Source organism: Pseudoxanthomonas sp. PXM03 (assembly GCF_014852005.1).
GTDB lineage: Bacteria > Pseudomonadota > Gammaproteobacteria > Xanthomonadales > Xanthomonadaceae > Pseudoxanthomonas_A.
Genome location: NZ_JACVAU010000004.1, coordinates 105,063 through 131,438 on the forward strand (window position 1 = coordinate 105,063; position 26,376 = coordinate 131,438).

At 67.6% G+C, this 26,376-nt stretch carries 25 protein-coding genes and 1 pseudogene; 11 read left to right on the top strand and 15 right to left on the bottom strand.

What is annotated here, in order from left to right:
- The first annotated feature begins 62 nt into the window (after positions 1-62).
- The gene (locus tag IB223_RS16715) at positions 63-2,000 is read left to right on the top strand and encodes a S9 family peptidase (protein ID WP_192202886.1); all 1,938 of its coding nucleotides are present in this window, start codon (positions 63-65) and stop codon (positions 1,998-2,000) included.
- 7 nt (positions 2,001-2,007) lie between these two features.
- Here IB223_RS16715 and IB223_RS16720 read toward each other — a convergent pair whose 3' ends face one another.
- The 4 genes from IB223_RS16720 to IB223_RS16735 all read right to left on the bottom strand — a co-directional run bounded on the left by IB223_RS16720 (position 2,008) and on the right by IB223_RS16735 (position 4,206).
- Entirely contained in the window at positions 2,008-2,382 is a 375-nt protein-coding gene (locus IB223_RS16720) for a YciI family protein (RefSeq protein WP_192202887.1), read from the bottom strand.
- Positions 2,383-2,471: 89 nt separating this feature from the next.
- The gene (locus IB223_RS16725) at positions 2,472-2,720 is read right to left on the bottom strand and encodes a DUF3297 family protein (RefSeq protein ID WP_142125999.1); all 249 of its coding nucleotides are present in this window, start codon (positions 2,718-2,720) and stop codon (positions 2,472-2,474) included.
- A gap of 50 nt (positions 2,721-2,770) precedes the next feature.
- Entirely contained in the window at positions 2,771-3,481 is a 711-nt protein-coding gene (locus IB223_RS16730; protein WP_192202888.1) for a DUF6445 family protein, read from the bottom strand.
- Between the two features lie 125 nt (positions 3,482-3,606).
- Positions 3,607-4,206, bottom strand: coding sequence for a fasciclin domain-containing protein (locus IB223_RS16735; protein WP_192202889.1), 600 nt, complete (start codon positions 4,204-4,206; stop codon positions 3,607-3,609).
- Between the two features lie 174 nt (positions 4,207-4,380).
- Here IB223_RS16735 and IB223_RS16740 point away from each other — a divergent pair, with 174 nt between their 5' ends.
- Complete coding sequence (locus IB223_RS16740) at positions 4,381-4,935, top strand: hypothetical protein (RefSeq protein WP_192202890.1); 555 nt, start codon at positions 4,381-4,383, stop codon at positions 4,933-4,935.
- A 110-nt stretch (positions 4,936-5,045) separates the two neighbouring features.
- A complete protein-coding gene (locus IB223_RS16745) occupies positions 5,046-7,532 on the top strand; it encodes a mechanosensitive ion channel domain-containing protein (protein ID WP_192202891.1) in 2,487 nt (828 codons plus the stop codon).
- Between the two features lie 6 nt (positions 7,533-7,538).
- Here the strand turns inward: IB223_RS16745 and IB223_RS16750 are convergent, their stop codons facing one another.
- A complete protein-coding gene (locus IB223_RS16750; protein ID WP_225591168.1) occupies positions 7,539-8,711 on the bottom strand; it encodes a cytochrome c peroxidase in 1,173 nt (390 codons plus the stop codon).
- A gap of 2 nt (positions 8,712-8,713) precedes the next feature.
- Entirely contained in the window at positions 8,714-11,269 is a 2,556-nt protein-coding gene (locus IB223_RS16755) for a hypothetical protein (RefSeq protein WP_192202892.1), read from the bottom strand.
- A 196-nt stretch (positions 11,270-11,465) separates the two neighbouring features.
- Here IB223_RS16755 and IB223_RS16760 point away from each other — a divergent pair, with 196 nt between their 5' ends.
- Entirely contained in the window at positions 11,466-11,900 is a 435-nt protein-coding gene (locus tag IB223_RS16760) for a VOC family protein (protein WP_192202893.1), read from the top strand.
- Positions 11,901-12,011: 111 nt separating this feature from the next.
- Here IB223_RS16760 and motB read toward each other — a convergent pair.
- Together motB and motA are read right to left on the bottom strand one after the other, a co-directional pair.
- Positions 12,012-12,959, bottom strand: a pseudogene (gene motB / locus IB223_RS16765) (flagellar motor protein MotB); the annotation flags it as partial.
- A 9-nt stretch (positions 12,960-12,968) separates the two neighbouring features.
- On the bottom strand, positions 12,969-13,823 hold the full coding sequence (gene motA, locus IB223_RS16770) for a flagellar motor stator protein MotA (RefSeq protein WP_192202895.1): 855 nt from the start codon (positions 13,821-13,823) through the stop codon (positions 12,969-12,971).
- Between the two features lie 160 nt (positions 13,824-13,983).
- Between motA and IB223_RS16775 the strand changes: the two genes are divergently transcribed.
- Both IB223_RS16775 and IB223_RS16780 read left to right on the top strand, forming a co-directional pair.
- Entirely contained in the window at positions 13,984-14,379 is a 396-nt protein-coding gene (locus IB223_RS16775; protein WP_192202896.1) for a BlaI/MecI/CopY family transcriptional regulator, read from the top strand.
- Position 14,380: 1 nt separating this feature from the next.
- Positions 14,381-16,237 (top strand): M56 family metallopeptidase, encoded by a 1,857-nt coding sequence (locus tag IB223_RS16780; protein WP_192202897.1) that lies wholly within the window; start codon positions 14,381-14,383, stop codon positions 16,235-16,237.
- A gap of 77 nt (positions 16,238-16,314) precedes the next feature.
- On the opposite strand, the gene IB223_RS16785 is transcribed toward IB223_RS16780, so the two are convergent.
- From IB223_RS16785 to msrB, 5 genes are all read right to left on the bottom strand, one after another.
- On the bottom strand, positions 16,315-16,614 hold the full coding sequence (locus IB223_RS16785) for a DUF4031 domain-containing protein (protein ID WP_192202898.1): 300 nt from the start codon (positions 16,612-16,614) through the stop codon (positions 16,315-16,317).
- Positions 16,611-17,018: a DUF3037 domain-containing protein gene (locus tag IB223_RS16790; protein ID WP_192202899.1), complete on the bottom strand. Its 408-nt coding sequence runs from the start codon at positions 17,016-17,018 to the stop codon at positions 16,611-16,613. The genes IB223_RS16785 and IB223_RS16790 overlap by 4 nt, the downstream gene beginning before the upstream one ends.
- Positions 17,005-17,778 (bottom strand): HipA family kinase, encoded by a 774-nt coding sequence (locus IB223_RS16795; RefSeq protein WP_192202900.1) that lies wholly within the window; start codon positions 17,776-17,778, stop codon positions 17,005-17,007. Before IB223_RS16795 ends, IB223_RS16790 begins: the two co-directional genes overlap by 14 nt.
- A 164-nt stretch (positions 17,779-17,942) precedes the next feature.
- Positions 17,943-18,998: a CorA family divalent cation transporter gene (locus tag IB223_RS16800; RefSeq protein ID WP_192202901.1), complete on the bottom strand. Its 1,056-nt coding sequence runs from the start codon at positions 18,996-18,998 to the stop codon at positions 17,943-17,945.
- Positions 18,999-19,087: 89 nt separating this feature from the next.
- On the bottom strand, positions 19,088-19,555 hold the full coding sequence (gene msrB, locus IB223_RS16805; protein ID WP_192202902.1) for a peptide-methionine (R)-S-oxide reductase MsrB: 468 nt from the start codon (positions 19,553-19,555) through the stop codon (positions 19,088-19,090).
- Positions 19,556-19,655: 100 nt separating this feature from the next.
- On the opposite strand from msrB, the gene IB223_RS16810 reads away from it, so the two are divergent.
- Complete coding sequence (locus IB223_RS16810) at positions 19,656-20,456, top strand: hypothetical protein (protein WP_192202903.1); 801 nt, start codon at positions 19,656-19,658, stop codon at positions 20,454-20,456.
- Between the two features lie 54 nt (positions 20,457-20,510).
- Here the strand turns inward: IB223_RS16810 and IB223_RS16815 are convergent, their stop codons facing one another.
- Together IB223_RS16815 and IB223_RS16820 are read right to left on the bottom strand one after the other, a co-directional pair.
- Positions 20,511-21,083 (bottom strand): DUF3016 domain-containing protein, encoded by a 573-nt coding sequence (locus IB223_RS16815; RefSeq protein WP_192202904.1) that lies wholly within the window; start codon positions 21,081-21,083, stop codon positions 20,511-20,513.
- A 109-nt stretch (positions 21,084-21,192) separates the two neighbouring features.
- Positions 21,193-22,101, bottom strand: coding sequence for an AraC family transcriptional regulator (locus tag IB223_RS16820; RefSeq protein ID WP_192202905.1), 909 nt, complete (start codon positions 22,099-22,101; stop codon positions 21,193-21,195).
- Positions 22,102-22,300: 199 nt separating this feature from the next.
- On the opposite strand from IB223_RS16820, the gene IB223_RS16825 reads away from it, so the two are divergent.
- The 4 genes from IB223_RS16825 (at position 22,301) to IB223_RS16840 (ending at position 26,367) form a co-directional block, all read left to right on the top strand.
- The gene (locus tag IB223_RS16825; RefSeq protein WP_192202906.1) at positions 22,301-23,035 is read left to right on the top strand and encodes an SDR family oxidoreductase; all 735 of its coding nucleotides are present in this window, start codon (positions 22,301-22,303) and stop codon (positions 23,033-23,035) included.
- A gap of 101 nt (positions 23,036-23,136) precedes the next feature.
- Positions 23,137-24,171: an aldo/keto reductase gene (locus tag IB223_RS16830; RefSeq protein WP_192202907.1), complete on the top strand. Its 1,035-nt coding sequence runs from the start codon at positions 23,137-23,139 to the stop codon at positions 24,169-24,171.
- Between the two features lie 242 nt (positions 24,172-24,413).
- A complete protein-coding gene (locus IB223_RS16835) occupies positions 24,414-25,700 on the top strand; it encodes an amidohydrolase family protein (RefSeq protein WP_192202908.1) in 1,287 nt (428 codons plus the stop codon).
- 10 nt (positions 25,701-25,710) lie between these two features.
- On the top strand, positions 25,711-26,367 hold the full coding sequence (locus IB223_RS16840) for a DsbA family oxidoreductase (protein ID WP_192202909.1): 657 nt from the start codon (positions 25,711-25,713) through the stop codon (positions 26,365-26,367).
- Positions 26,368-26,376: the final 9 nt, after the last annotated feature.

Below are 26,376 nucleotides of genomic sequence, written 5' to 3' on the forward strand. Positions count from 1 at the left end.
TCCCTCACCGTGCCGCTGCGCTTTAATCCGCGCGGGGACACGTGATGCCACGGGAGGCGTCCATGAAGTGGGGAATACGCAGTGCGGGCATCCTGCTGGGGTGTCTGCTGGCGCCGTTGGTGCATGCGCAGGTCGAGCTCGAGCCGTTCCTGAAAAAGGACGTGCTGGAAACCCTGAAGATCTCGCCGACGGGCGAGTACTACGCGATGACGGTGCCGCTGGAGGACCAGACCATCCTGGCCGTCATCCGGCGCAGCGACAAGCAGGTCACCTCCAAGGTCAGTGCCGGCCGTGACAGCGTGATCAATGGCGTGTGGTGGGTCAGCGACGAGCGCGTCGTCGTTTCGGTGGCGAAGAAGTACGGCTCGCGAGACCAGCCGTATGCGACCGGCGAGCTGTACGCGACCAACGCCGATGGCAGCGCGCGGCGCCAGATCTTCGCCCGCTACGGGCTGGAGGGCACGGAGCTGCAGCCGCGGGCCGCCTATCTGATCGACACCTTGCCGGATCAGTCGCGCAAGGTGCTGGTGGGCATGTACGCGCTGGACACCTCGTCCCCGAGCACGCGGGTGGAGATGCTCGATGTCTTCACTGGCGACCTCGACACGGTGGCGACCGCGCCGGTGAGGAACGCGCGCTTCGTCGTCGATCCCGCCCGCCGTGTGCGGTTCGCGATCGGGTCCGGCGACGACAACATCAGCAAGCTCTACCATCGGGCGGACGATGATTCGCCGTGGACGCTGGTGAACGATGAGGGCAAGAGCGGGCACGTGGAGTGGCCGCTCGGTCTCTCCACCGACGGGCGCACCGCTTACCTGCAGGTGCAACAGGCGCAAGGGCCTGACGCCATCATGGCGCTGGACACCACCAACGGTGGACGCACCCAGGTGATGCGCGACGCGGTGGTCGATCCGCACGACATCATCTATGCAGACGATGGCCGCACGCCGGTCGGCAGTTTTTTCATGCACGAGAAGCTGCGCACCGCGTTCTTCGATGAGACATCCACCACCGCGCGCCTGTACCGCAAGCTGGAGCGCTCGCTCCCCGGCGCATCGATCGAGATCACCTCGGGCACGCGCGATGGCCGGCTGAAGATCGTCCATGCATGGAGCGATACCAGTCCGGGCGACTTCTTCCTTTTCGATACGACGAACAACTCGGCGGACCTGGTCTTCAGCCGGCGCAGCTGGCTGGACCCCACGAACGTGGCGCCGAGTGAACTGGTAACGCTGCGGGCGCGTGACGGACTCCCCCTGCATGGCTACCTCACCCGGCCGCGCGGGCAACACGCCGCTCCGTTGCCGCTGGTGGTGATGCCGCATGGCGGTCCGTTCGGCGTCTTCGACGGCTGGGAGTTCAACGACGAGGCGGAGATGCTGGCGCGTGCGGGCTATGCGGTGCTGCGACTGAACTATCGCGGTTCCGGCAACTACGGCAGCGCGTTCCAGCAGGCCGGCGCGCGGCAGTGGGGGCGAACCATGCAGGACGACGTCACCGACGCCACGCGGTGGGCGATCGAACAGAAGATCGCCGACCCGCAGCGCATCTGCCTGTACGGCGCCAGCTATGGCGGTTACGCGGCCCTGATGGGCGTGGCGAAGGAGCCGGACCTCTACCGCTGCGCCGCCGGCTACGTCGGCGTCTACGACCTGGAGCTGATGCACAAGCAGAAGTCGCGCAGCGCGCGCTGGATGGGCACCTACATGGACGACTGGGTGGGTGACGATCGTGCGCGCCTGGTGGACGTCTCACCCACCGCGCTGGCATCGCGGATCCGGGTGCCGGTCTTCCTGGCGGCGGGCGGCAAGGACGAAATCGCGCCGCAGGCCCACAGCGAGCGCATGGAGAAAGCGCTCAAGGCCGCAGGGGTGCCGGTGGAAACCCTGTACGTGCGTACCGAAGGCCACGGCTTCTACGCCGAAGCCAACCAGCGGACCTACTACACGAGGCTGCTGGACTTCCTTTCGCGCCACCTGGGCGGCGCGAAGGCGAAGTAGGCGCGGGTCAGGCGCCCACGCGTCGGCGTACCGCGTCGAAGTCGCGCACCGGCCGCACCTCGATGCTGCCGGTGCCGACCCACGGGAATTCCTGCGCGATCTTCACCGCTTCATCGATGCTGTCGGCCTCGATGAGGTTGTAGCCGCCCAGGATCTCCTTCGTCTCGGCGAAGGGGCCATCGACGATGCTGGTCTTGCCATCGCGCACCCGCACCGTGCGCGCGGTGCTCCCGTGTTCCAGCTGTTGCGATTCCACCAGCGTGCCCTGCGCCTTCAGCTCGTCGGCGTGGGTGATGCAGCCATGCATCATCTGGTCGAACGCGCCGGCGGGCAGCGCATCGAGCAACTGGTCATCCGTGTAGACCATCAACAGGAACTTCATGCGCCCTCCCGGCGTGCCATGCAAGCCGGGATTGTGCCATGGTGCGCCGACTGGCGACGTTCAAGCCGAGCGCGGCGGCGTCGCCACGTTCATTCGCCGGCGGGCGAACGGAACCATGCCTCCACCGTGCCCTTGACCTTCATCGTCATCGGATTGCCGCGGCGGTCCTTCGACTTGCCCACGGGGACACGCACCCAGCCTTCGCTGATGCAGTACTCCTCCACGTTGTCGCGCTCCACGCCATTGAAGCGGATGCCGACGCCGCGATCCATCGCCTCGGCGTTGTAGAACGGGCTGCGCGGGTCGGAGGCCAGGTGGTCGGGAGGCGTGTCGGACATGGGAATGCGTCGTGCGGATGGGAGGCGGAAGGATAACCGAAGCGCGGCGGCTACCAGGCCACGCGGTTGCGGCTGCAGATGAGCGTGGCCTGCAGGGTCAGCCTTCCGGATCGCGGGTCGGCGCGCAGCTGCCCGGGATGGGGGACGGCCGGGGCATGGAAGGCGGCGCCGTCATGGAAGACCAGCCGGTTCCATTTCGCCGGCACGGTGAGCACATGGGTGAACCACGCATTCGACCCGTCCGGATAGCCGGCCGGCAGGACGTAACGCTGCGAGAATTCCTCCGGCGGCAACGCATCGGCATCGTGTTCCATCTGTTCCACCTGCTGCGGCGAGATGCGTGGCAGGAAGAACTGCAGACCACCGAGCCCGGGATCCTGGAACAGGAACAGTTCGGCCATGGCGGCGCACTGGTCCGCCTCGAACGTACGCACGCGCCGGGGGATCCAGTGCGCGGGGGAAAGCGTGGCCGGCGGCGACGTCAGCAATGACAGCCGGCCCGCGCTGAACAGCACGCGGCGTGCGCCGAGCGCGCGGCGCGCGTGCTCGCGGAACACGTCGTGCAGCAGGTGGATGAATTCTTCCGGCATGCGCAGCTGCGCACCAGGAAACACCGATGCCGGTGCCGGCTGGAAATCCTCGCGGTAGGCCTCCGCGTAGGCGGGCAGGCGGTCCGGTGCGAGCAATGCATCGTCGATGACCACGCAGGCATGGCCGTGGCCGATCGCCAACCGCTGCACCACGGGACGGGGGTTGAACATGGCGCGGCCTCCCCGGCAGGCCGGCGTGCGGACCGGCCCCGCCACGATAGACCCTGGCCGTGCCGGTGACAAAAACGCCGGGGCGGCCCACCACGGCCGCGCCCGGCGGTGCCGCCGTCGAGGAATTACGGCATCAGCACCTTGTCGACCACGTGGATCACGCCGTTGGTGGCCTTCAGATCGGCGGTCGTGACCTTGGCCGTGTTGCCCTTCGCATCGGTGAGGGTGACGCCGCCGTCGGCCAACTGCGCCTTCAGTTCGCCGCCCTGCACGGTCTTCAGCGTGGCGGTGCCGCCGCCCGCTTCGATCTGCTGCGTCAGCGCGGCGGCATCCACATTGCCGGCCACCACGTGGTAGGTCAGCACGGTGGTGAGGTCGCCCTTGCTTTCGGGCTTCAGCAGGGTGTCGACGGTGCCTGCGGGCAGCGCGTCGAAGGCGGCATTGACGGGGGCGAAGACCGTGAACGGTCCCGCGCTCTTCAGCGTATCGACCAGGCCCGCCGCCCGCACCGCGCTCACCAGCGTGGTGTGGTCGGGCGAACCGATGGCGAGATCCACCACATCGTTCTGTTCGGCAGCGGGCGCGGCCATATCGGCCGTCACGTCCGCAGCGGCTTCGGGTACCGGCATCGGCGCGGCACCTGCTTCGGCATCGGCGGTCTTTGGCGAACAGGCCGTGGCGGCGAGGGTGGCCGTCAGGACGACGGACAGGAAGGTGTACTTCATGGTGTGCTCCAGGAGTGGGAAGAGGTGTCCTGCGCTGCGGACACGCAGTTCCTTACGACGCGCTCACCCGACTGGATGCATCACGCGGTCTTAATGTCCTGCACGGTGCGGCACGGCTTCCCCGGACGCGGCCGGCGCGGCATGCTGTGCACCCACCTCCCTCACGCGACGCCGATGTCATCGCCCGACCACGAATTCGACCCCGACGACAACTTCCGCCATGCCTTCGATGACGAGGACGACATGGACCTGGACGACACCGAAGCACTGGTGTGGAACCTGCTGGTCCTGATCAACCCCGGCGACGAGGAAACCGCATTGCGGCAGTTCGCGGCCTACCGCGAAGCAGGTGGCGACGAAGGCGTCGAACCCGACCAGGTGTTGTGGACGCTGAAGGACGCCATCGACTGGACCTCCGGTTTCTACGTGGACTGGAAGGATGCGGAGTCCTTCATCGACTGCATCAACCAGCTCGCCGCGCGTTACGCCATCGAGATCGACTGGGGCGGCGACACCAGCGACGAGGACTTCCTGGACGATACCGACGTGCCCGCGCTCATGGCCACCGCCCACGACCGCCTGCGCGAGCACGGCTACACCTTGTGGAACTGGAACACCGGCGGGGATGCGTACGCGGGCTGGATGGCACTGCGCCGCGACGACGAAGGCATGCAGCAACTGGCCGCAGTGATGGGAGTCGAGATCCGCCCGGGCAGCGACGCGTTCTGAGCCATCGTCGACCATGGCCACGACGGCGCGCGGGTTAGACTGCGGTCGTCGTCGCCGGCCATCGGGGCCGGCTCCACCTTGAAGCGAGCGCCATGTTGCCTGGAGCGATCATGCCCGTGATGCGCCTGTTGCTGGCTTGCCTGTGTTGCCTGTGTTGCCTGCTGCCGGCGTTCGCGGCTGCGCAGGATGCGACCACCCTGCTGTCCCCCGCCAAGCCCAAGGCGCCGGAGGCCATCGCACTGGCCGACATTCCGGGGCGCGCCGATGCGGACGAACGTTACGCAGAAGAAGTGACGCTGCGCGCAGCCAACGTGGATCCGCTGGGCCGGCTGGTGCCGCGGCTGGCCGCGATCGAGCAGTCCGTGGACCAGAAGACCCGCCTGTTCCGTTATGGCGAGTTGCGCACGCTGCCGGTGCTGCGACTGGAAAGCATGGAGCGGCACTGGAAGTTCGATGCGCGGCAATACGCGCGCTGGCGTGCCGACATGCAGGCGCTGGTGGGGCCTTATGCGCAGGACGCCGCGGAGCTTGCGCTGCGGCGCGCGGACTGGGACCTCACGCGCGAGGCGATGGCGCCCGGGAGCACGCCGGAGGCGCTGCGCATGCGCGTGGACGCGGTCGCCGACCGCCTGCAGCAGGCCGAGCAGTCGCTTTCATCGCCACTCGCCGAGCAGATCGGATTGGGTCGTCGCGCCAACCTGCTGGCTGCGCGCATCCAGTCCGGCCAGCGGTCGGTCGAAGAAGCCATCGCGTATGCGGACCGTCGGCTGTTGCGGCTCGATGCGCCGCCGCTGTGGCGCGTGCAAGGCACCACGACGCTGCGCCAGGACGTGACGGACAAGCTCAGCCGCGACATCCAGTCGGAAAACAGCTTCGTCGCCCAGTACGCGGCGGCGGACGTGGGCAACCAGCGGCTGCTGCACATCCTGCAGGTGCTGCTGCTGGTCGTGCTGCTGTGGGTGGCTTGGCGCCATCGGCGCGATGGCGTGGACCCGACGTCGGTCCTGGCGACCGATGCCGAATCGCGCGTGATCCGCCGGCCATTCTCCACCTGGCTGCTGCTCTCGATGATCGGCACGCTGCTGCTGGAGCCGAACGCCCCGCTGTTCCTGCACCAGATCGCCATGCTCGTCGCCCTGGTGCCGGTGCTGCGCCTGATGCCGCAGCAGGGACGGCGCCTGCTCGGCCCGTGGCCGTACCTGGCCACCGGGTTCTATCTGTTGCAGCGGCTGTCCGTACTGCTGATGGCCAGCGACTATCTCTACCGCATGTACTACCTGGGGCTGGCGGCATTGGCGCTGCTGGCGACGGGGTGGCTGCTGTGGCGCTCCCGCAGGCAGCAGTTCGCGGAGGTGGCGGGACGGGCGGGTCGGCTGGTGCATGCGCTGGCCTGGGTTGGCGTGGTGGTGCTGGTCGTCTCGATCGGGGCCAACGTGCTGGGCAATGTGTCGCTGGCGGAAATGCTGGCCTCGGGCATCATCGAGAGCGGCTACTTCGCCCTGGTGCTGTACGCGGCGGTCACGGTGTTCGAGACATTGCTGCGCCGGCTGGGCACGCGCCGCGAGGTCAGGCGGCTGTGGCTGATGCGCCGGCATGGCGGCAACGTGCTGGAATCGCTGGCACGGTGGGCGCGCGTGGCGGCGGTGATCGGCTGGATCATCTACACGATGAACCGTTTCCGCATCTTCCGGCCGGTATACGACCTGGCGAAGACGATCGTGACGCACCGGTTCGAGTACGGCGAGCTGTCGATCAGCCTCGGCCACATCCTGGTGTTCTGCATCGGCGTGGTGCTGGCGGTCTGGACCGCGAGGACGCTGCGCGCCCTGCTGCGGGAAGAAGTGCTGCCGCGCATGTCGTTGCCACGCGGCGTGGACAACAGCGTGGCTTCGCTGAGCTACTACGCGTTGCTGTTGCTCGGCCTGCTGGCAGCGCTCTCGGCGGCCGGTTTCAAGCTGGGCCAGCTGGCGTTCCTGTTCGGCGCGCTCGGCGTGGGCATCGGATTGGGCCTGCAGGACGTGGTGAAGAACTTCGTCTCCGGCCTGATCCTCATGTTCGAGCGCCCGGTGCAGCCGGGCGATGTGGTGGACATCAGCGGCACGGCGGGCCGCGTGCGCAACATCGGCATGCGCGCGACCACGGTGCGCACCTTCGATGGCGCCGACGTGGTGGTTCCCAACGGCATGCTGTTGTCCGACAAGCTGACCAACTGGACATTGAACGACCCCACCCGACGCATCGACATCGACCTGGGCGTCGCCTATGGAACGGATGTCACGCGGGTGATGCAGCTGTTGCAGGAAACCACGCGCGCAACGCAGGGCATCGCGGACGATCCCGCACCCGCCGTGCTGTTCACCGGGTTCGGTGCCAGTTCGCTGGACTTCGCGATACGGGCATGGACGCACGACTTCGACACCTGGTCGACCCTCCGCAGCGAGTTGATGACGCGCCTGCACGCCGCGCTGGAAGCGGCGGGTATCGAGATCCCCTTCCCGCAGCAGGACCTGCACCTGCGCACGGTGGCGGATGACGTGCTGCAGTCGCTGGGGCGTCCCGGCCGCGGCCCGGAACAGGGCGATCACGACGCGCGCTGAGTGCCGTCAGAGCGTTTGCAGGAACTCGGTGATCGCCTCGAGTTCGGTCTTGTGCAGATCCAGGGGCTTGAGCAGGGGATCGGTCTGCGGGAACAGCGGGTCGTCCTGCTGGTCCGGCTTGCGCGCTGGCCGCGGCATGCCGACGTTGTACATGTTCACCACGCCGCGCAACTCCATGAAGCCGCCGCTGTGCATGTAGGGGCCCGTCTTTCCCACGCCGCGCAAGGTCGGTGTGCGGAACTTGCCGCTGTCGGCGGGATCGCCGGTCACCCGGTAGCGCCCCAGGTCCTCCTTCGGACGACCGCGGAAGTGCAGTCCGAGATTGTGGAAGCGGTTGTCCGTCAGTGCAGGGCCACTGTGGCAGTTCATGCATCGTGCCTGGGTGCGGAACAGATGCAGTCCCCACAGCTGCTGGTCCGTCAGCACGTCCCGCCTACCTTCCAGGAAACGGTCGAAGCGGTTGAAGCGGGGCACCAGGCTGCGCTGGTAGCTGGCCAGTGCCTGTGCCACCCGAGGCATGGTGACCTTCCTTTCGCCGAACACGCGCGCAAACGCGGCGGGGTAGTCGGTTTCCCGGTTGAGACGCTGCTCCAGTTCGCGGGGGGCGAAGGCCATCTCCGCGGAATCCTGGATCGGATGCAGTGCCTGCGCCTCCAGCGTTGCTGCGCGACCATCCCAGAACAGCGGGGTGGAGAAGGCGGCCATCGACACGTTCATCGCGTTGCGTTTGCCCGCCTGCCGATCGTGCCCGAACGACACGCTGCGTCCATCGCCCCAGCCCAGTTGCCGGTCGTGGCAGCTCGCGCATGCGATCTGTCCGCTGCGCGAGAGGCGCGGGTCTTCGAACAGCTGCTTGCCCAGCGCGATCTTGTCCGGCGTCTGCGGGTTGTCCGCAGGCGCCGGCGGCATGTCAGGCAGTGGCGCGAGCTCCTGCCACGACGCGCCTGCGTCGACCGTGGGGGCAGGCCATTCGTTGATCGGCAGTGCGTAGACGCGGCGCAGACAATCGGCGTCGACGCGGGGTGTGCTGGTGGCGATGCGCTGGCGGCATTCGGCGAGGCTCTGTTGTGGTGGAGCCGGGGGGGACTCGATATGGGTCTGCGCCATCCCTACGCCAACCAGTGTGCCGGGCAACGACAGGAACAACAGGGCAGGGAAGGCGCGACGTGCAAAGCGCATGACTAGAACCTGTAGCCCAGCTCGAGCCAGTAGCTGCGGCCGGGTTCGTAGTAGACCGCGGTGCCGGTGCGATAGGCATTCGAACGATTCAGTACGTTCATGGCCTCGACGCGCGCGTAGACTTCCCGGTCGCGCGGTAGTGCGACCGTGTACTCGACCGTGCTGTCCCAGGTCCAGGTCGCCGGCAGATCGATGTCCTCGATCACGTCGATGGATCGTCCTTCGTGCACCTCCGTGCCGACGGTCGTCGTGGTCCGATTGCCTGCTCGATACCGGAGGAAGTTGCTCCACAGCAGTCCCGGCTTCTCCCAGCGTGTCTGCGTGGAGAGCCTGGCGGTCCACGGCCGGTTGTAACTGGAAGGCGGCAGATCATGGCGCCGGATCAGCGCACCGTTGTACCGCACCCATTGGTTGTAGCTGGTGGCGGTCACATCGGTCATGTAGTCGCCGTAGTTTCGCTTGGTTTCGGTCTTGTCGGTCGCCAGCTGTATCTGGGTGTGGGCCCCGAACGCCTCCCAGGGGCGGACCAGGCCGACGGCCAAGGTGTAGATGTCACTACTGCTGCGTCCGCCGTTGAAGTACTCGTACACATCGGAAGCGTAGTAGCCGCTGCCGTCCTCGCTGGGAACTTCCCGCCGCAGGGCTTCGTCGCGGCCTTCGCGCCGTACGTACTTCACGTTGATGTCCAGGTTCGACCAGCGCTGGTTCCAGCCGGTCATCAGTTCGTCACTGTAAGGAATGTCCAGTGCTTCGAAACGGTTGGCGGCGGTGTAGCGGCGGGACACCCGCCAGGGCTGGGCCGCCGAGGAGCGTGTGTAGGCCGTCTGCAGGTTCTCGCGCCCCTCTCGCAGCTTGTAGGAGAACAGGCTACGGCCGTAGTAGCGATTCGCGCCGGCGGTCAGCAGGGACAACTGGTTGCCGAACACGTCCCATGACAGGGCCAGGCGTGGCGCCAGCGTCTTCTGGTCCATGAGGTCATCGCCATCCAGCCGCAGGCCGGGACGGATGCTCCATCGCCCCAGCCGGATGTCGTCCTGCACGAACAGAGCCCATTGCGCCATCGCGACTTCGAAGTAGCCGGCGCTGTAGATGTTGCGTGTGCGGAAGAACTGGCCGCGACCGGCGACAACCCCATTGGTGACGCTGGTGAACACGGGCGACAGCGAGCATGAGACGCTGTCTTCCACTCCACCCGGCCCAAGGCAGGACGTGGTCGTGCCAGGTGAGAGGTAGCTGTCGTGGTCGTTGAGGCGATGGTATGTGGCCCGACGGTCCGCGTACTCGACACCCGCCTGTATACGGTGCTCAGCGTCGCCCCAGCGGAACGGCGCACGATCGGCGACCAGCTTGTAGCCGATGTCGCGCGATGTCTGGTCGACGTTGCCCCAGTTGCCTTCTTGACTGTTGTTGTTCACACCCCAGTCGTAGGCCTCGGAACGCGCCCATGTCTTCCAGTACTCGACGCCGGACTGCCCGCGTCGGGAGCTCTCCACATCGCTGTACGACAGCGTATTGCCAACCGTCCAGGCGCCCACGTCGAAGGCGGCGCGTACGCTGGCAACGGGCCCGCCCTGTTTGATGTCGAACCAGGAGTTCTTGGTATTGATGGTGAAGTAGCGCTCATCGGTGGGCGCATGGGTGACGCTCGCCCAAAGACGGACGCCGCCGAGGTCGATATCCCCACGGAGACTGGCGCTCGTGTTCTCCCGTCGCTGTTCCTTGATGAAGGCGTCGTCCGGGCTGGTCCTGTTGTCGGTATAGCCGCGCAGCGGGATATCCGATCGCGTGCGAGTGAAGGTGCCGATCAAGCCCAGGCCATTGTCCAGCCGACCCTCCAGCATCAGGCCGACCTTGTACTTGTCGTAGACGGGCTGATTGGAGTACTGCGCGGACTCGAGGAAATCCTGCCGGTCGCCGGGATCGATGATCATCTCGTTCCATGTCGACCGCGACATGCGGAAGTTCAGCTTGCCCCCGAAGCGATCCCCCGCCTGGCGACTGCGGGCATCCACGACGCCGCCGTTGAAGCCGCCGAAGTTCGCCGGGACATTGCTGTCGAAGACCGTTAGGCTGCCGATCAGATCCGTGTCCAGCGCGATACCTTGCGCGACGGAAGGGACTTCCGCCACCACATGCGGATTGCTGGATTGGGGGTCGATGTCATTGTTGAAGCTGGCTCCATCGAGCTGCAGCAAGTTCTGGTAATACTGGGCGCCGTTGATACTGAAGTCAGTTGGTCGGATCTCACCCATGCGGTTGGATGACATCGCCGCCGAGTCGTCGAACTGCACATTCGGATTGATCCGCAGCAACGTGCCGATGTCGCCGTTGCCTTTCGCCTGGTCCTGGATGTAGCGCTCGTTGAGCACCATGCCTTCCTGATAAGGGAACAGGCGCTGGCCCACGACTTTCAGCGTGTCCATGGTGGTGGGCTTGAGGTACTCCGGCGTGGTCGCCAGCGGTGCGGCGGCGGGAGCGGGAGTATCGGAAGGTGCGGTCTCGGCCGCGTGCGCGCCGGCGGACAACGCCGACAGGATCGCCAGGGTCAAAGGTTTCATCGAGTTCTCGGAGCGGGTGGGGGCCCGAAGGGCGCATTCCGCTGGCGGTGAGAACTTCGACGAAGCGACTCGGTGCTGGCTGATCGGCGCGGATTGTGCGCGCTCCGTTCAGCTGCGTCAACGCCACGAGGTCGCACCGCATGTCGAAATCCCGGTGCGCAGATCGTCGCGTCTGCAACTACCCGGGAGTCCGACAATGCCGCGTCCCTTCGATGTCCAGCGAATCGATCATCTCGTCCTGCGCGTGAGCGACCTCGCGCGCAGCATCGCGTTCTACCGCGACGTCCTGGGCTGCGACATGGAACGGCAACGTGAGCACCTGGGGCTGGTGCACCTGCGCGCGGGTGCATCGATGATCGATCTGGTGAGCGTGGACGGAAAGCTGGGTGCGCGCGGCGGCGCGCCGGCTGGCCGCGAAGGGCGCAACGTCGATCATCTCTGCCTGCGCATCGAACCGTTCGATGAGGCCGCACTGGTCGAACACCTTGCGCGCTTCGGCATCACGCCCACCGGGCCGGCGGACACCAACTTCGGCGCGGAAGGCGAGGGACTGTCGCTCTATTTCAACGATCCCGACGGGAACACGCTGGAGCTGAAAGGCCCGGCAATCGTGCGGGAAGGAGACGCATGACCGCCGTAATCGTCGTGGGCGGTCAGATGCGAGCGCCGCCCCTGCCGGGATCACGGATGCGTGTCAGGGGCGTGCTGACGCGACGGCGACCTGCTGCGTTGCGGGTGGAGGCGCGACGCTGGCCGTGCGTTCCGGCATCGCGGTATCCGCGTCCGGCAGCGGTGCGCCGGGTGTCAGCATTCCGCCTTCGCCCTGCATTGCCTGCTCTGCCGCCTTCGTCATCACCACGATGCTGATGCGGCGGTTGATCGGGTTCTGTGGATTCTGCTTGTCGAACAGCACCGACGACGACAGCCCGACCACGCGCGAAACCTTGTCCTCGTGCATGCCGCCGGCCACCAGCGCGCGCCGCGCGGCATTGGCACGCTCGGCGCTGAGCTCCCAGTTGGTGTAACCGCGATTGGACGTGTACTGCGTGGTATCCGTGTGTCCGGTGATGCTGACGTGGTTCGGCACCTGGTTGATGAAGCCGGCCAGCTCGGCCAGGATCGTCTGCGTGTAGGACTTCAGCACTGTTCCGCCGAGGTCGAACATCGGCCGGTTCTGCTGGTCGACGATCTGGATGCGCAGGCCTTCGGGCGTCAGGTCCAGCAGCAACTGGTCCTTGAACGGTTCCAGCGCCTGGCTCTTGCCGATCGCTTCCTCCAGCGCCTGCATCAGGGTTTCCAGGCGCTGCTTTTCCTGCGCCTTCTGCTGCTCCTCGGCCTCCGCTTTCTGCGCATCGGCCGAAGGCTTGCTGAAAGGATCGTTGGCGTCGCCACGTGGGATGTCCATCGTGCCGCCCAGCTTGATCATCGAATTGCTGGCGCCCCCGGGACCGGCGGGCCCGGGCGCGGGCGAGAAGCTCTTGCCGCTCAGCGGGCTGGGATTGCGGAAGTATTCCGAGATCGCCGCGCGCTCCTTGTTGGTGGTGGCGCCCATCAGCCACATCACCAGGAAGAACGCCATCATCGCGGTCACGAAGTCCGCGTAGGCGACTTTCCATGAGCCGCCGTGATGGCCGCCGCCGGCGACCTTCTTGATGCGGCGGACGATGATGGTGGGGCGTTGGTCGCTCATCGCCATGGCTTACTTGTTGGCCTTGAGGTGCGCTTCGAACGCGACGAACGGCGGGCGCACGTCGGACGGCAGCGTCTTGCGGGCGAATTCCAGCGCCACGGCCGGGTTGTAGCCGCGCAGGCAGGCCAGCAGCGCAGTCTTCACCGATTCGTACATGCGACTGTCCTGCTCGACCTGGGCCTCGATGGCGGCGGCGAGCGGCGAGACGAAACCGTAGGCGAGCAGGATGCCGAGGAAGGTGCCGACCAGCGCCGCCGCGACATGCGCGCCGACCGCGGCGATGTCGCCGCCGATCGAACCCATCGTCACGATGATGCCCAGCACCGCCGCCACGATGCCGAAACCGGGCAGGCCGTCGGACATCTTCTGCAGGGCGTGTGCCGGTGCCATCGCCTCGTGGTGGTGCTTCTCCAGCTCCAGCTCCAGCAGCGGCTCCAGCTCGTGCGGCTCGATGTTGCTGCCCACCATCAGGCGCAGGCATTCGGTCAGGAAGTCGAGCAGGTGGTGGTCGGCGAGGATCTTCGGGTACTTCTGGAACAGCGGACTGTTGGTCGGGTTTTCGATGTGCTCTTCCAGCGCCATGAAGCCGTCGCGACGCGCCTTGTTGAGCATCTCGTGGATCAGCGTCAGCACGTCCAGGTAGTCGGCCGACTTGTACTTCGCGCCCTTGAACACCGACAGGGTGGCCGCGATCGTGCCCTTGACCACCTTGGTCGGATTGCTGGCCATGAAGGCGCCCAGCGCCGCGCCGCCGATGATGACCAGCTCGAACGGCTGCCACAGGGCGCCCAGCTTGCCGTGCGAGCCGAGGTAGCCGCCGATCACGCTCAGGGTGACGATGATGAAGCCGACGATGATGAGCATGGCGGGGGCACACGGTGGGGTTGTCCAAGGATCGGCCTGGCCACCGGTTTCTTGAGCCGCGACCGCCTGTCGGCCGGTGCGCGGGAATGACCTTCGGCAGGGTTGACTACATTTGTCGTCACGGGCATGTTGACGACAGCTGTAGTCACAAGGCGATCCCATGCCCGGCAAGGCCCGCAAGTCCATCGGCGACCAGGAACTGGCGCTGCTGCAATACCTGTCCGAACACGGCGAGGCCAGCGTGGGCGAAGTGGCGGCCGCGTTCGGCGAGGCCCGCGGCCTGGCCCGCTCCACGGTGCTCACGATGATGGAGCGCCTGCGTGCCAAGGCCTACCTGCGACGCCGCCAGGTGGAGGGCGTGTACCGGTACGCGCCGGTCGCGCAGTCCAATGAAGTGATGCGCCATGCGGTCGGCAGTTTCGTCGAGAAGACGCTGCAGGGCTCGCTGTCGCCGTTGGTGGCGTGGATGTCCCAGCGCACCGAGGTGAGCGACGACGAACTGGCGGAGCTGGAGGCGATGGTCGCGAGCCTGCAGTCCCGGCGGAAGGAGGGCTGACATGGATCTTGTCGCTTGGGCGGACAGCCTGCTTTCCCGCTTGCTCGACGTCGGCATGCAGTCGCTGCTGCTTGCCGCCCTGGTGTGGGCCTTGTGCCGCTACCTGCCACGCCTGGATGCGCGCACGCGGGCCTGGCTGTGGTGGCTGGTGGCCGCGCAGATGGTGGTCGGGCTGGTGTGGCATGCCCCCGTTGCGCTGCCGTTGCTGCCGGCGGAGCCCGTCGCGGCTCAGATGGTGATGGCGGCCGCTGGAGACGCCTCGTCTGCCTTCACGGCGGCGGGACCGGCGGTGACCGTCACGTCGCCGGCGGCATCGACGCAGGAGACCTCCCTCGATGTCGGGGTGCTGCTGCTGGTTGCATGGCTGGCCGGCGTGGCGGTGATGCTGGCAAACACGATGCGCCACGCGTGGCAACTGCGGCGCCAGATCGCGCGCGCGCGGCCGTGCCGGGATCATCACGTACGCGAGGAGTACCACGCGCTGGGCCGCCATCTCGGCATCCCGGTCTTGCCGATGTTGCAGGTCAGCGACGACATCGACTCGCCGCAGCTCGCGCGGCCGTGGCGGCCGGTGCTGATGTTGCCCGCTGCCGCCCTGCAACGCATGAATGCAGACGACCTGCGCATGTCGCTGCATCACGAACTGGCCCACCTGCAGCGTCGCGACCTGTGGTGGGCGTGGATGCCGGCACTGGCGCAGCACCTGTTCTTCTTCCACCCCGTCGCACACCTCGCGGCACGCGAATACAGCCTGGCGCGTGAAGTCGCCTGCGACGCCGCCGTGCTCGCGGATGAGCGCCACGCTCCGCGCGATTACGGGCGCCTGCTGGTGAAGCTGGGCGTTTCCACCGCTCCCTCGCCAGCGTTGGCCGGCGCCTCCCCCACATTCCGCATCCTCAAGAGGAGACTGCTCATGCTGCAGCACACCGCTTCCCCCCTGCGCACCAGCGCCCTGGCCGTCACCGTCGGCATCGTGCTGCTGGGCGTGGTGCCTTATCGCGTGATTGCCAGCAGCACCCCGGTCGCGCCGGTGGCCACCGCAGTGCCGGTGGCAGCGACGCCCGTCGCGGCACCCGTGATCGCGGCGCAGGCCGATCCTGTCGCGGCGCCCAGGCCGGAGGCAGCCCCGCGTGCCGTCGTGGTCGCGGCAGCGCGCGACATGCCGGCACCACCGGCACCACCGGCACCACCGGCACCACCGGCACCCCCTGCGGCGCCCCGCGTGCGCGCCCCGGCGGCGCCCACGCCCCCCGCACCGCCCCCGATGCGCGGCACGTGGAGCATCGGCGGCGCACGCGATGGCGACGCCTACGTGCTCATCCAGGACAACGAGGTGACCATGGCCGGGCACAGCGACGACATCCGCATCGCCAGGACATTGCAGCAGGGCAAAGCGCCCGTGCTGTGGATGCGCGAGGACGGCAAGCAGTACATCGTGCGTGATGCCGCCACCGTGCAGCGGGTGAAGGCCGCGCATGCGCCGGTCGAGGCATTGGGCGCGCAGCAGGGCAAGCTCGGCGAACAGCAGGGCGCACTGGGCGAGCGGCAGGGAGAGCTGGGCGTGAAGCAGGGCGAACTGGGCCTGAAGATGGCCGCCATCGCCACCGAACGCGCGTCGGCCGCGCTGCAGGGCAGCCGTGCCAGCGATGCGGAGACCGACCGTCGCCTGGACGCGCTCGCCCAGCAGCAGGAAGCGCTGGCGCGCCAGCAGGAAGTCCTTTCGCGGCAGCAGGAGCCCCTCGCACGGCAGCAGGAAGCGCTGAGCCGCAGGCAGGTGGCCGCGACGGAACAGATGCAGCGCGAAGTGAAGCGCTTGCTGGACGACGCCATCCGCAGCGGGAAGGCGCAACAGCTCTGACGCAGATCGCGGGGCCGGGTTTCTGGCGGGCGCCTGCGTGGGGTTGGAGCACGGCGCGGTCGGGGCTGAAGCCCCTCCTACAGGGAGCGTTCGCCGTCCGGCGCGCCGCTCCACTGCGAACGCGCTTGACGGATGATCGCGCGGACCTGCTCGCGGTCGCGGTGGCGGGAAATGGCAATGGCGCCGCGCCGCAATGCTTCTTCGCGCAGTTCTTCGGTCAGGTCGTAATGCGCTCCGCTGCGCTTGTCCTGGAAGGCGCGGCGCGGAATGTCCAGCCGTGCCGCCATGGCGTGGAGTTCGTCCAGCGTGTCGGCCATCATGTGTGCCCAGCGACGACCGCGCCACAGGGTGACGGCGTCATCCACGTAGACGCTCATCGCGGCGCGGTCGCCTTCGGTGGCCGCACCATGCGATCCATCAGATGCTCCAGCGTCGCAGGAAGATCGCCGCAACGGCCCATGTGCACCGATGAGGTCTGGATGATCGAACTCCGCTTCGCCGTGAGCCAGTGGAAGCGGGCGCGCACCGGCAGCAGCCCGATCGGCGCAGCCGCTTCGCCACCGCGGCAGATGGCGGGAATGGTGTCCAGGTGGCGGCGCAGCGATTCGATGTCCAGCGTGGGATCGAGGGCCTGCAGGCGGGCTTCGTCCAGTTCGATGCGAGCTTCCAGGAATCCCGCGCGTTCGCATGACAGGATGACGCCGACGTTGACGAACTCTTCGCGCTCCACGCGCGGCACCACGCGGATCACTGCATAGTCGTAGGTGTCATGCGCGCGCATGGATCGCTCCCTGCACGAACGCGTCCCGCTGTGCCAGACGTCGGATCAGGTAGTCGGTGTAGGCCGCGCGCTGTGCCGGCGGATCGCCGAAGCTGTCCGGTCCCTGCAGCCAGGCGTCGGGGACCTCCGCAACGATCCCCGCCATCACGGCATCCGGCAGGCGTGCCGCCATGGCCGCATCGATGTCCGCCAGGCGCGAGGCCCAGCGCAGCAGCACGTGGTCGCGGATCAGCGGGAAGGGCTTGCCGGCGCCCGACACGTCGCCGTCCCAGCCGTGGTGGAAGTACAGCGACGCCCCGTGGTCGATCAGGTACAGCCGCCGGTGCCACATCAGCAGGTTGGTGTTGCGTGCCGTGCGGTCGACGTTGCTGATGAAGGCATCGAACCAGACGATCCGCGAGGCAAGGTCCGCATCCGGCTGTTCGGCCACGGGATCGAAGTTCACCGCGCCGGGCAGGTAGTCCATGGCCAGGTTGAGTCCGGCGCTGGCCTTGATCAGGTCCTGTATCTCCGGGTCGCCTTCGGTGCGCGCCAGGTCGGCGTCCAGTTCCATCAGCGCCAGGTCCGGCATCGGCAACTGCAGCGCTTTCGCCAGGCCGCCGGCGATCAGTTCGGCGACCAGCGCCTTGGGTCCCTGGCCGGCACCGCGGAACTTGAGCACGTAGAGGCCGTCGTCGTCGGCCTCGACCACGGCCGGCATCGAGCCGCCTTCGCGCAGCGGGGTGACATAGCGGGTGGCGGTACGGAGGGGCAGCGTCATCAGGCCGCTAGGATACCCGTGCAGGAGGGGCTTCAGCCCCGACCGCAGAATCCCGGCGCCGTGGAACTCTGGCCCTCATGCTGCGCGTGCCGCACATTGCGCCGGACACGCTTCATCCTGTCCTGTGACGTCCGTGTCGGGGTTGAAGCCCCTCCCATGCGTGCTCAGGTCGAACGCGCCACGCCCATGCGCCGCAACATCAGATAGACCGCCACGCTGGACGCCACGCCGAGCAGCAGCGCGAACGCAAGGCCATGCGTGCCGTGGGCGAACGGCAGGCCGGGCAGGTTCATGCCGAAGATGCCGGCCACCAGGCTGGGCGGCAGCAGCAACGCCGTGATCATCGAGAGCACGTACAGGTGGCGGTTGGTGCGTTCGGCCAGCTTCGCGGCTACTTCGTCCTGCAGCAGGCGCGCGCGTTCCTGCAGCGTGCCCACATCGCCATCGAGGTCGTCGAAGCGCTGGTTGAGGCGCGAGACGGCGGACAGAAGTTCGTGCTCGGCATCGGCGGGATGGCGCTGCTCGAACTGCTTGAGCACGCGCCGCATGGCGGTGAGCGGGCGGTGCAGGCGGACTGTCTGGTGGCGCAGCTGCGCCAGGTCGCGGCGTTCTTCGCCGATGCTGTCGGCCAGCACGCGGTCCTCGATGCGGTCCAGTCGCACGGAAAGACTGTCGCTGCTGCGCTCCACCGTGTCGGCGAAATGGTCGGCGATCACTTCGAGCAACCGCACCGTGGAGCCGGCGCGCAGGCCGCCCGCGATGCCGCGGCGTGCCGCCTCGACCGAGCGCAGTGCCTGCCGCCGTGCGGTGACCAGCAGGCCGGGCGTCGCGGCGAAGTGCAGCCAACCGATGCCGTCATCGCCACGCAGCTGGCCTTCGGCCGCGAGGTCGACGCCACGCTGGTGCACCCAGTCGACGAGTACGCCGTGCGCGGCATCGTCTTCCAGTTGCAGGTTGACGTGGGTATCGGGCGACAGCAGCGCGGCGCGCGCGTCGTCGGGGATCGGCAGCATCGCGACCACCTGCGCGCTGCGTGCATCGCTCAGGTCCAGGTGCAACCAATGCCAGCCATCGGCGAGGGCAGCCAGCGCGTCGAGCCCGCACTTGGCCGCATCCAGTACCCGTGCCTGGCCTTCGGCATCGAAACGATAGAGCCAGAGTGCGCCGGGCAGTCCGGCAAACGGCGATGCAGGCGCTTCGGGATCGGCGGGCAGCGGCATGTGTTGCACCCGTGCGGCAGCCGGGAGACGGTTGGGTGACGGTCAGGCTACCGCCGTCATGTGCCGGTCTTGTGACAGGCGACGGGCATCTATCCGGCGGGCTGCGCTTCCGCGCCGCCACGCTGGAGCAGGTCGGGCAACGCGTCGCCATTGGGCGTGAATGCCAGCGACGCCGAATTCAGGCAGTGGCGCTCGCCGGTCGGCGGCGGGCCATCGGGAAACACGTGGCCCAGGTGGCTGTGGCAGCGTGCGCAGACGATCTCGGTGCGGACCATGCCGTAGCTGCTGTCGCGGATGCGGCCGACATGCGCCTCGTCCACGGGCTGGAAGAAGCTCGGCCAGCCGGTGCCGGAATCGAACTTCGCGCTCGAGCGGAACAGCGGCAGCCCGCACAGCCGGCAGGTGTAGACGCCGTCCTGCTTGTTGTCGAGGAACACGCCGCAGAACGGTGCCTCGGTTCCATGGTTCAGCAGCACGCGGCGCTCTTCATCGCTCAGGTCCGCTATCAGGCGCTCGCGTTGCGCGTCGGTGGGGGGCGTCAGGTCGAAGATCGTCATGATGGGAACTCCGCGGGAAGATGGCGCCGATATGGTGTCGCCATCGTCATGCTGCAACCCTGGGTTACCATCCGGATCGGTTTCAGGGAGGTAGGCACGGATGCGCTTGTCTTGTTCATTGCCCGGGTGCGCGCTGCTGCTCCTGGTGGCGGCGACGCCGGTACTGGCGCAGCGAGTGCCGCCCGCCCCCGGCTGCCTCGATGCGCGCCAGATGGCCGAAGTGCGGCAGGCCTCGTCCCGCCAGCTTGCGGTGCAGGGACAGGATGGCCAGCGCTTCCGCATCACGCTGGGCGAAGATTGCCCGGGTGCAGGCGAAGCGAGCGCCGTGCTGCTCGCCCGCGAGGGCTGGGTCTGCGGTGCGGGCGGCGAGCTCGTCCGCATCGGTGCTTCGGTCTGTGCCGTGGCCGGGGTGGAGCGGATCGACGCGCGTGCCTACGCCGCGATGGCGCGCGAGGCATCCATCCGGAGCGCGGGCGACGACGTGAAGACGCTGGAGACCGTGCAGGTGCGGGCACCGCAGCGCAAGGGTTTCGCGGGCTCGCCAAGTTTCTGCTTCAATCCGCGCTACCTGCGTGCATGGTCGGAGGACAGCAAGGGCATGCTGGTGGAACTCTCGCCGCGCCGCTCCGGCGGTCATCGCTACTACCGCGTGGAACTGGCGCAGACGTGTCCCGACCTGGATTCGGCGCCGGCCATCGTCTTCCGGTCCGGCGTGGGCATCGGCCTGATCTGCGGCAATCCCGGCGATCGCGTGATCGCCCAGGACAGCGGGGGTGGCAGCCTCTTCGACGCCGGGGATCCGGGTTTCGTGTTCGCGGACGATCCGCGACGGTCAGGGCGCATGGGCATGCGCGTGCAATGTTCGGTAGCGGCGGTGTATCCGCACGAACCGGAGGCCTGAAACGCACGGGCCCCGCACCGGTTGGACGCGGGTCCCGGATGCGATGACGCGGGGTCAGGGCGTGGAAGTGACGGCCTGGCCGCTCCGGAACTCCTTGCGCAGCCAGTCGTCGATCAGCCGCTTTTCGTAGCGCAGGGTGTCATTGTTGTTGAGGTTGGGACCCATCAGGAACCCGTGGTCGACCAGCTTGCGCTCGCCTTCGGCGATGACCTGGCCATCCGGCCCCTTCACGCTGAAGCTCAGCGCGATGCGCGGCGGGTAGATGTCCTTGACGATGCGGATGTCGTTCATGGCCGATCGCGCCGACGGCTCGTAACGGCCTGCACGGTCGATGTCGGTGATCACGATGTCCAGGGTCTGGCCGCGGGCGAGCTGCTGGCCGGCCTCGTCACGGAGATACTTCGCCAGGTCGGTGACCCAGGTGCCGCGCTCCGATTCCCAGCGACTGCCGCTGTACTTGATCTCGCTGAACTGCGCGGGATCGGTCCAGCTCACGCTGACAGCGCCGCCTTCGGCCGGCAGGCTGCGCGGAATGCCGGGATCGGTAACGTTCTTCTGGCGCGCCATGCCGGGCACGGCGGTCGCCAGCGCGACGATGGCGATGAGCAACAGGGCGGGCGTCTTCATGGCCGTTCCTCGGTAGGTGTCACATTTGAGTGTGCGCCTGCTCCCGGGGGTGCGGCAACGTCGGGACCGGGTCCGCGGCGGCAGCGTTCAGCCCCTGTTTCCACACCCGTCAGAGGTTGCGCAGGCGCTCCACGTCGCGGACCGGCGGTGCGCCGAACATGCGGCTGTATTCGCGGCTGAACTGGGACGGGCTTTCATAGCCCACGCGATGGCCGGCGCTGGCGGCATCCATCACTTCGCTCAGCATCAGGCGGCGGGCCTCCTGCAGGCGCAGCTGCTTCTGGTACTGCAGCGGGCTCATCGCGGTGACCGCCTTGAAGTGGTGGTGCAGGGCGGAGGCGCTCATGTGCACTTCGCGGGCGATGTGGTCGATGCGCAGCGGTTGCGCGTAGTGCTGCCGCAACCAGTGGATCGCCTTCGCCACGCGCTGGCCCTGGCTGTCGGCGATGCCGATGTGGCGCAGCATGGCGCCCTGCGGACTGCACAGCACACGGTAGAGGATCTCGCGTTCGATCAACGGCGCCAGCAGCGGAATGTCGTGCGGCGCATCGAGCAGCTTCACCAGCCGGATCGCGGCATCCAGCATCTCCACGCTGCTGGGCTGCAGGAACAGGCCTCGCGAAGGTGGCGGCAGCGGTGTCTTCGCGGATTCCGCTTCGGTGACCATCTCGGCGATGGTGGCCGGCGAGAGTTTCAGCACCAGGCACAGGTAGGGTGCTTCGGACGATGCCCGGGTGACCTGGCCGGTCACGGGCAGATCCACCGAGGCCACCACGAAACGGCTGGCGTCGTACTCGTACACCTCGTCGGCAAGGATCGCCCGCTTGGCGCCCTGCACGATCAGGCACAGTGCGGCTTCCTGCACGCCGCGCAGCGGCAGCGGCATGGGCGCGCTCAGGCGGGAGAACTGCAGCGCGGGAATAGCCGTGGCGTGGAGTCCATCGTTGCCGGTGGATCGTTCAATCAGGCCGGCCAGTTCGCGGACGCGGTCATCGAGAAGTGGGGCGGCTTCGGGCATGGGAAGGCCTGTGGAGCGTGCATGGGGAGTGGAAACGAGTCTACGCAACAGGCCGGGGGAGGGAATGGGGTGCGGGCGGCCTCCGCAGGATCAGGCAATGATCGCGGAGGAACCGGATATCGAAATCCCGGCCGGGAGGAACAGACTGCGCTCCGCTTCGGCGCAGCCCGCGCCGTGCTTCCCCCAAACGAGGTGCTCCATGTCCGGAATCGAAGGAAAAGTCATCGCCATCACCGGCGCCAGCAGCGGCATCGGCGAAGCCGCCGCGCGTGAACTCGCGCGCCGTGGCGCCCGCGTCGTCCTCGGCGCGCGCCGTACCGACCGGCTCGAACAGCTGGTCGCCGGCATCGAAGCCGAAGGCGGCACGGCCCGCCAGCGTGCGCTCGACGTCACCCGCCTGGACGACGTGCAGGCGTTCGTCGAATTCGCCACGGCGGAATTCGGCCGCCTCGACGTGATCGTCAACAATGCCGGCGTCATGCCGCTGTCGCCGCTGGCCGCGCTGAAGATCGACGAATGGAACCAGATGATCGACGTCAACATCCGCGGCGTGCTGCACGGCATCGCCGCAGCGCTGCCGGTCATGCAGGTGCAGGGTGGCGGACAGATCATCAACATCGCCTCCACCGCGGGCCACCGCGTGTGGCCCAGTGCGTCGGTCTACTGCGCCACCAAGCACGCGGTGCTGGCCATCTCCGAAGGCCTGCGGCAGGAACACGACAACCTGCGCGTCACGGTGGTGTCGCCGGGCGTGACCACCAGCGAACTGGCCGAGACCATCAGCGATCCCGGCATCAAGACGTGGATCGAGGACTTCCGCCAGGTCGCGATTCCCGCCGAGGCCATCGCGCGCGCCATCGCCTACGCGGTGGAGCAGCCCGACGACGTGGACGTCAGCGAGATCATCGTGCGCCCGGCGGCCAGCCCCAACTGAGTTTTCGTCGGCAGGCAACGGAGTTTTCCACCGCCAGGGGTTGCCGCTGTCGCGGCAGGGGAGTGCAATGGCGCACTCCCCCGCTTCTGGAGCATCCGCTCATGGAATACCGTTACCGCGGCGCGTCCGGCTTCCGCGTTCCCGTCCTTTCCTTCGGCACCGGCACCTTCGGTGGCCAGGGCGCGTTGTTCAGTGCCTGGGGCAGCACCGACGTGGCCGAGGCGCGCCGACTGGTCGATGTCTGCCTCGATGCGGGCTTGAACATGTTCGACAGCGCCGACGTCTATTCGAAGGGCGCTGCAGAAGAGATCCTCGGCGAAGCCATCAAGGGCAGGCCGCGCGACTCCCTGATCATTTCCACCAAGGCCACCTTCCGATTCGGCGACGGCGAGAACCAGGTCGGTTCCTCGCGTCATCATCTGATCAATGCGGTCGATGCCGCGTTGAAGCGGCTGGGCACGGACTACATCGACCTGTTCCAACTGCACGGCTTCGATGCGCGTCCGCCGGTGGAAGAGGTGCTGTCCACCCTCGATACGCTGGTGAAGGCCGGCAAGATCCGTTACCTGGGCGTGTCCAACTTCTCCGGCTGGCACCTGATGAAGTCGCTGGCCGCCGCCGACCGTCATGGCTGGTCGCGTTACGTCGCGCACCAGGCGTACTACTCGCTGGTCGGCCGCGACTACGAGTGGGAGCTGATGCCGCTCGCCGCCGACCAGGGCGTGGGCGCAGTAGTGTGGAGTCCGCTGGGCTGGGGCCGCCTGACCGGCAAGGTCCGCCGCGGCCAGCCGTTGCCCGAGAACAGCCGCCTGCAGTCGCAGACCGCGAACGACGCCGGCCCGCGGGTGGAGCTGGACTATCTCTACGACGTGGTCGATGCGCTGGACGAAGTCGCGCAGGAAACCGGCAAGACCATCCCGCAGGTCGCGCTGAACTGGTTGCTGCAACGCCCCACCGTCAGCACGGTGGTGATCGGTGCGCGCAACGAGGAGCAGCTGAAGCAGAACCTCGGCGCGGTGGGCTGGAATCTCACGGCGGAGCAGGTAGCCAAGCTGGATGCGGCGAGCCAGCGGCCAAAGCCGTACCCCTACTGGCACCAGGCGGGCTTCGCGTACCGCAATCCCACGCCGATCTGAGGCAGCGGCCGCTTGCGGACCGACCGGCGTCCGCGGCGCGACGGAATTCCCTGTAGGAGCGACGTGAGTCGCGACCGCCCCCCGATGGCCGGTCAACCCGCAAGGGGATGAGCGCGCCGCAGCGCGCCCGGAAGGAGAACGACCTGCTTTTCGCGCGGACGTTGGGTGTGCGGTCGCGACTTACGTCGCTCCTACAGGGCTGGCTTGCTACAGTCGCGCGATCATCTTCCACTGGAGCCCCGATGCGCCGCCTTTCCCTGCTGGCCATTGCCGCCTTGCTTTCCACCGCCGTGCCCGCGCTCGCGGCCACCACCTACGTCAAGGCAGGGCGCCTGCTCGATGTCGAATCCGGACGCCTGCTGGCCGATCAGGCCATCGTCATCGAGGACACGCGCATCACCGCCATCGGTCCCGCCGCGACCACGCCGGTACCGACCGGTGCGACGGTCCATGACCTGTCGACGAAGACTGTGCTGCCCGGCCTGATGGACGCGCACGTGCACCTGCACGGCGACGCCGACCTGCAGGGCTATCGCCGCCTGGCCATCTCGTTGCCCGCCGCTGCGATCAAGGGCGCGAAGAACGCGCGCACCACGCTGCTCGCCGGCTTCACCACCGTGCGCGTGCCCGGCTCGCCCGGCTACGCCGACGTGGCGCTGCGCGATGCGATCGCGACGGGCGAAGTCGACGGCCCGCGCATCCTCGCTGGCGGCGTCTCGATCGGCATCACCGGTGGCCACTGCAGCGACAACAACCTGCTGCCGGCCGAGTACAAGGCCGTGGGCGAGGGCGTGGCCGATGGCCCGTGGGCCGCGCGGCAGAAGGTGCGGCAGAACGTCAAATTCGGCGCCGATTTCATCAAGACCTGTTCCACCGGCGGGGTGCTGTCCAAGGGCACCGAGGTCGGTGCGCCGCAGTATTCGCTGGAGGAACTGAAAGCGCTCGTGGATGAAGCGCATGCGCTGGGCCGCAAGGTGGCTTCGCACGCGCATGGCGCCACCGGCATCCGCAATGCGCTGCTGGCCGGCGTGGATTCCATCGAGCATGCCAGCTTCATCGACGACGAGGGCATCGCGCTGGCGAAGAAGAACGGCACCGTACTGGTGATGGACATCTACAACACCGAGTACATCCTCGGCGAAGGCGAGAAGGCCGGCTTCCTGCCCGAATCGCTGGAGAAGGAACGCCGCGTGGGCGCCACCCAGCGCGAGAACTTCCGCAAGGCGCACCAGGCCGGCGTCGTCATGGGATTCGGTACGGATGGCGGCGTCTACCCGCATGGCCTCAATGCGCGCCAGTTCTCGCGCATGGTGCAGTTCGGCATGACGCCCCTGCAGGCGATCCGCTCGGCCACGCTGGTCAATGCGCGCCTGTTCGGCATCGAGAAGGATGCCGGCGTCCTCAAGCCGGGCTACTACGCCGACCTGATCGCGGTGGATGGCGACCCGCTGCAGGACGTGGCGGTGCTTGAAAACGTCGGCTTCGTGATGAAGCAGGGACGTGTCTACAAGAACACCGCGAGCGAGTGAGGCGCAGCGCATGTCCATGCCCGTGAAGATCGATTTCGTGTCCGACGTGGCCTGCCCCTGGTGCGCGGTTGGCCTGGCCGCGCTGGAGCGCGCCATGGCGAACATCGGCGGCGACCTGCAGGTGGAACTGCACTTCCAGCCGTTCGAGCTCAATCCCGACATGGCGCCGGAAGGCGAGTCCATCGCGGGTCATCTTGGCCGCAAGTACGGTCTGACGCCCGAGCAGCTGGCGCAGAACGGCGAGGCGCTGCGCCAGCGCGGCGAGGCGCTGGGCTTCGTCTTCGACCTGCAGAAGCGCGACCGCATCTACAACACCTTCGACGCGCATCGCTTGCTGCACTGGGCGGGCGAACTCGGCGCCCCGCAGCAGCGTGCCCTCAAGCATGCGTTGCTGAATGCGTACCATGGCGAAGGAAGAAACGTGTCCGACCGCGACACGCTGGCCGCCATCGCGGGATCCGCCGGACTGGATGGCGCGGCGGCGCGGCATATCCTCGACACGGATGCCTTCGCTGCACAGGTCCGCGAACGCGAACACTTCTACCAGCGGCAGGGCATCCGCGCGGTGCCATCGGTGATCTTCAACGACCGCCACCTGGTGCAGGGCGGGCAACCGGTGGAGGTGTTCGAACAGGCGCTGCGCCAGCTGTCGGATATTGCGGCCTGATCGCTCCCG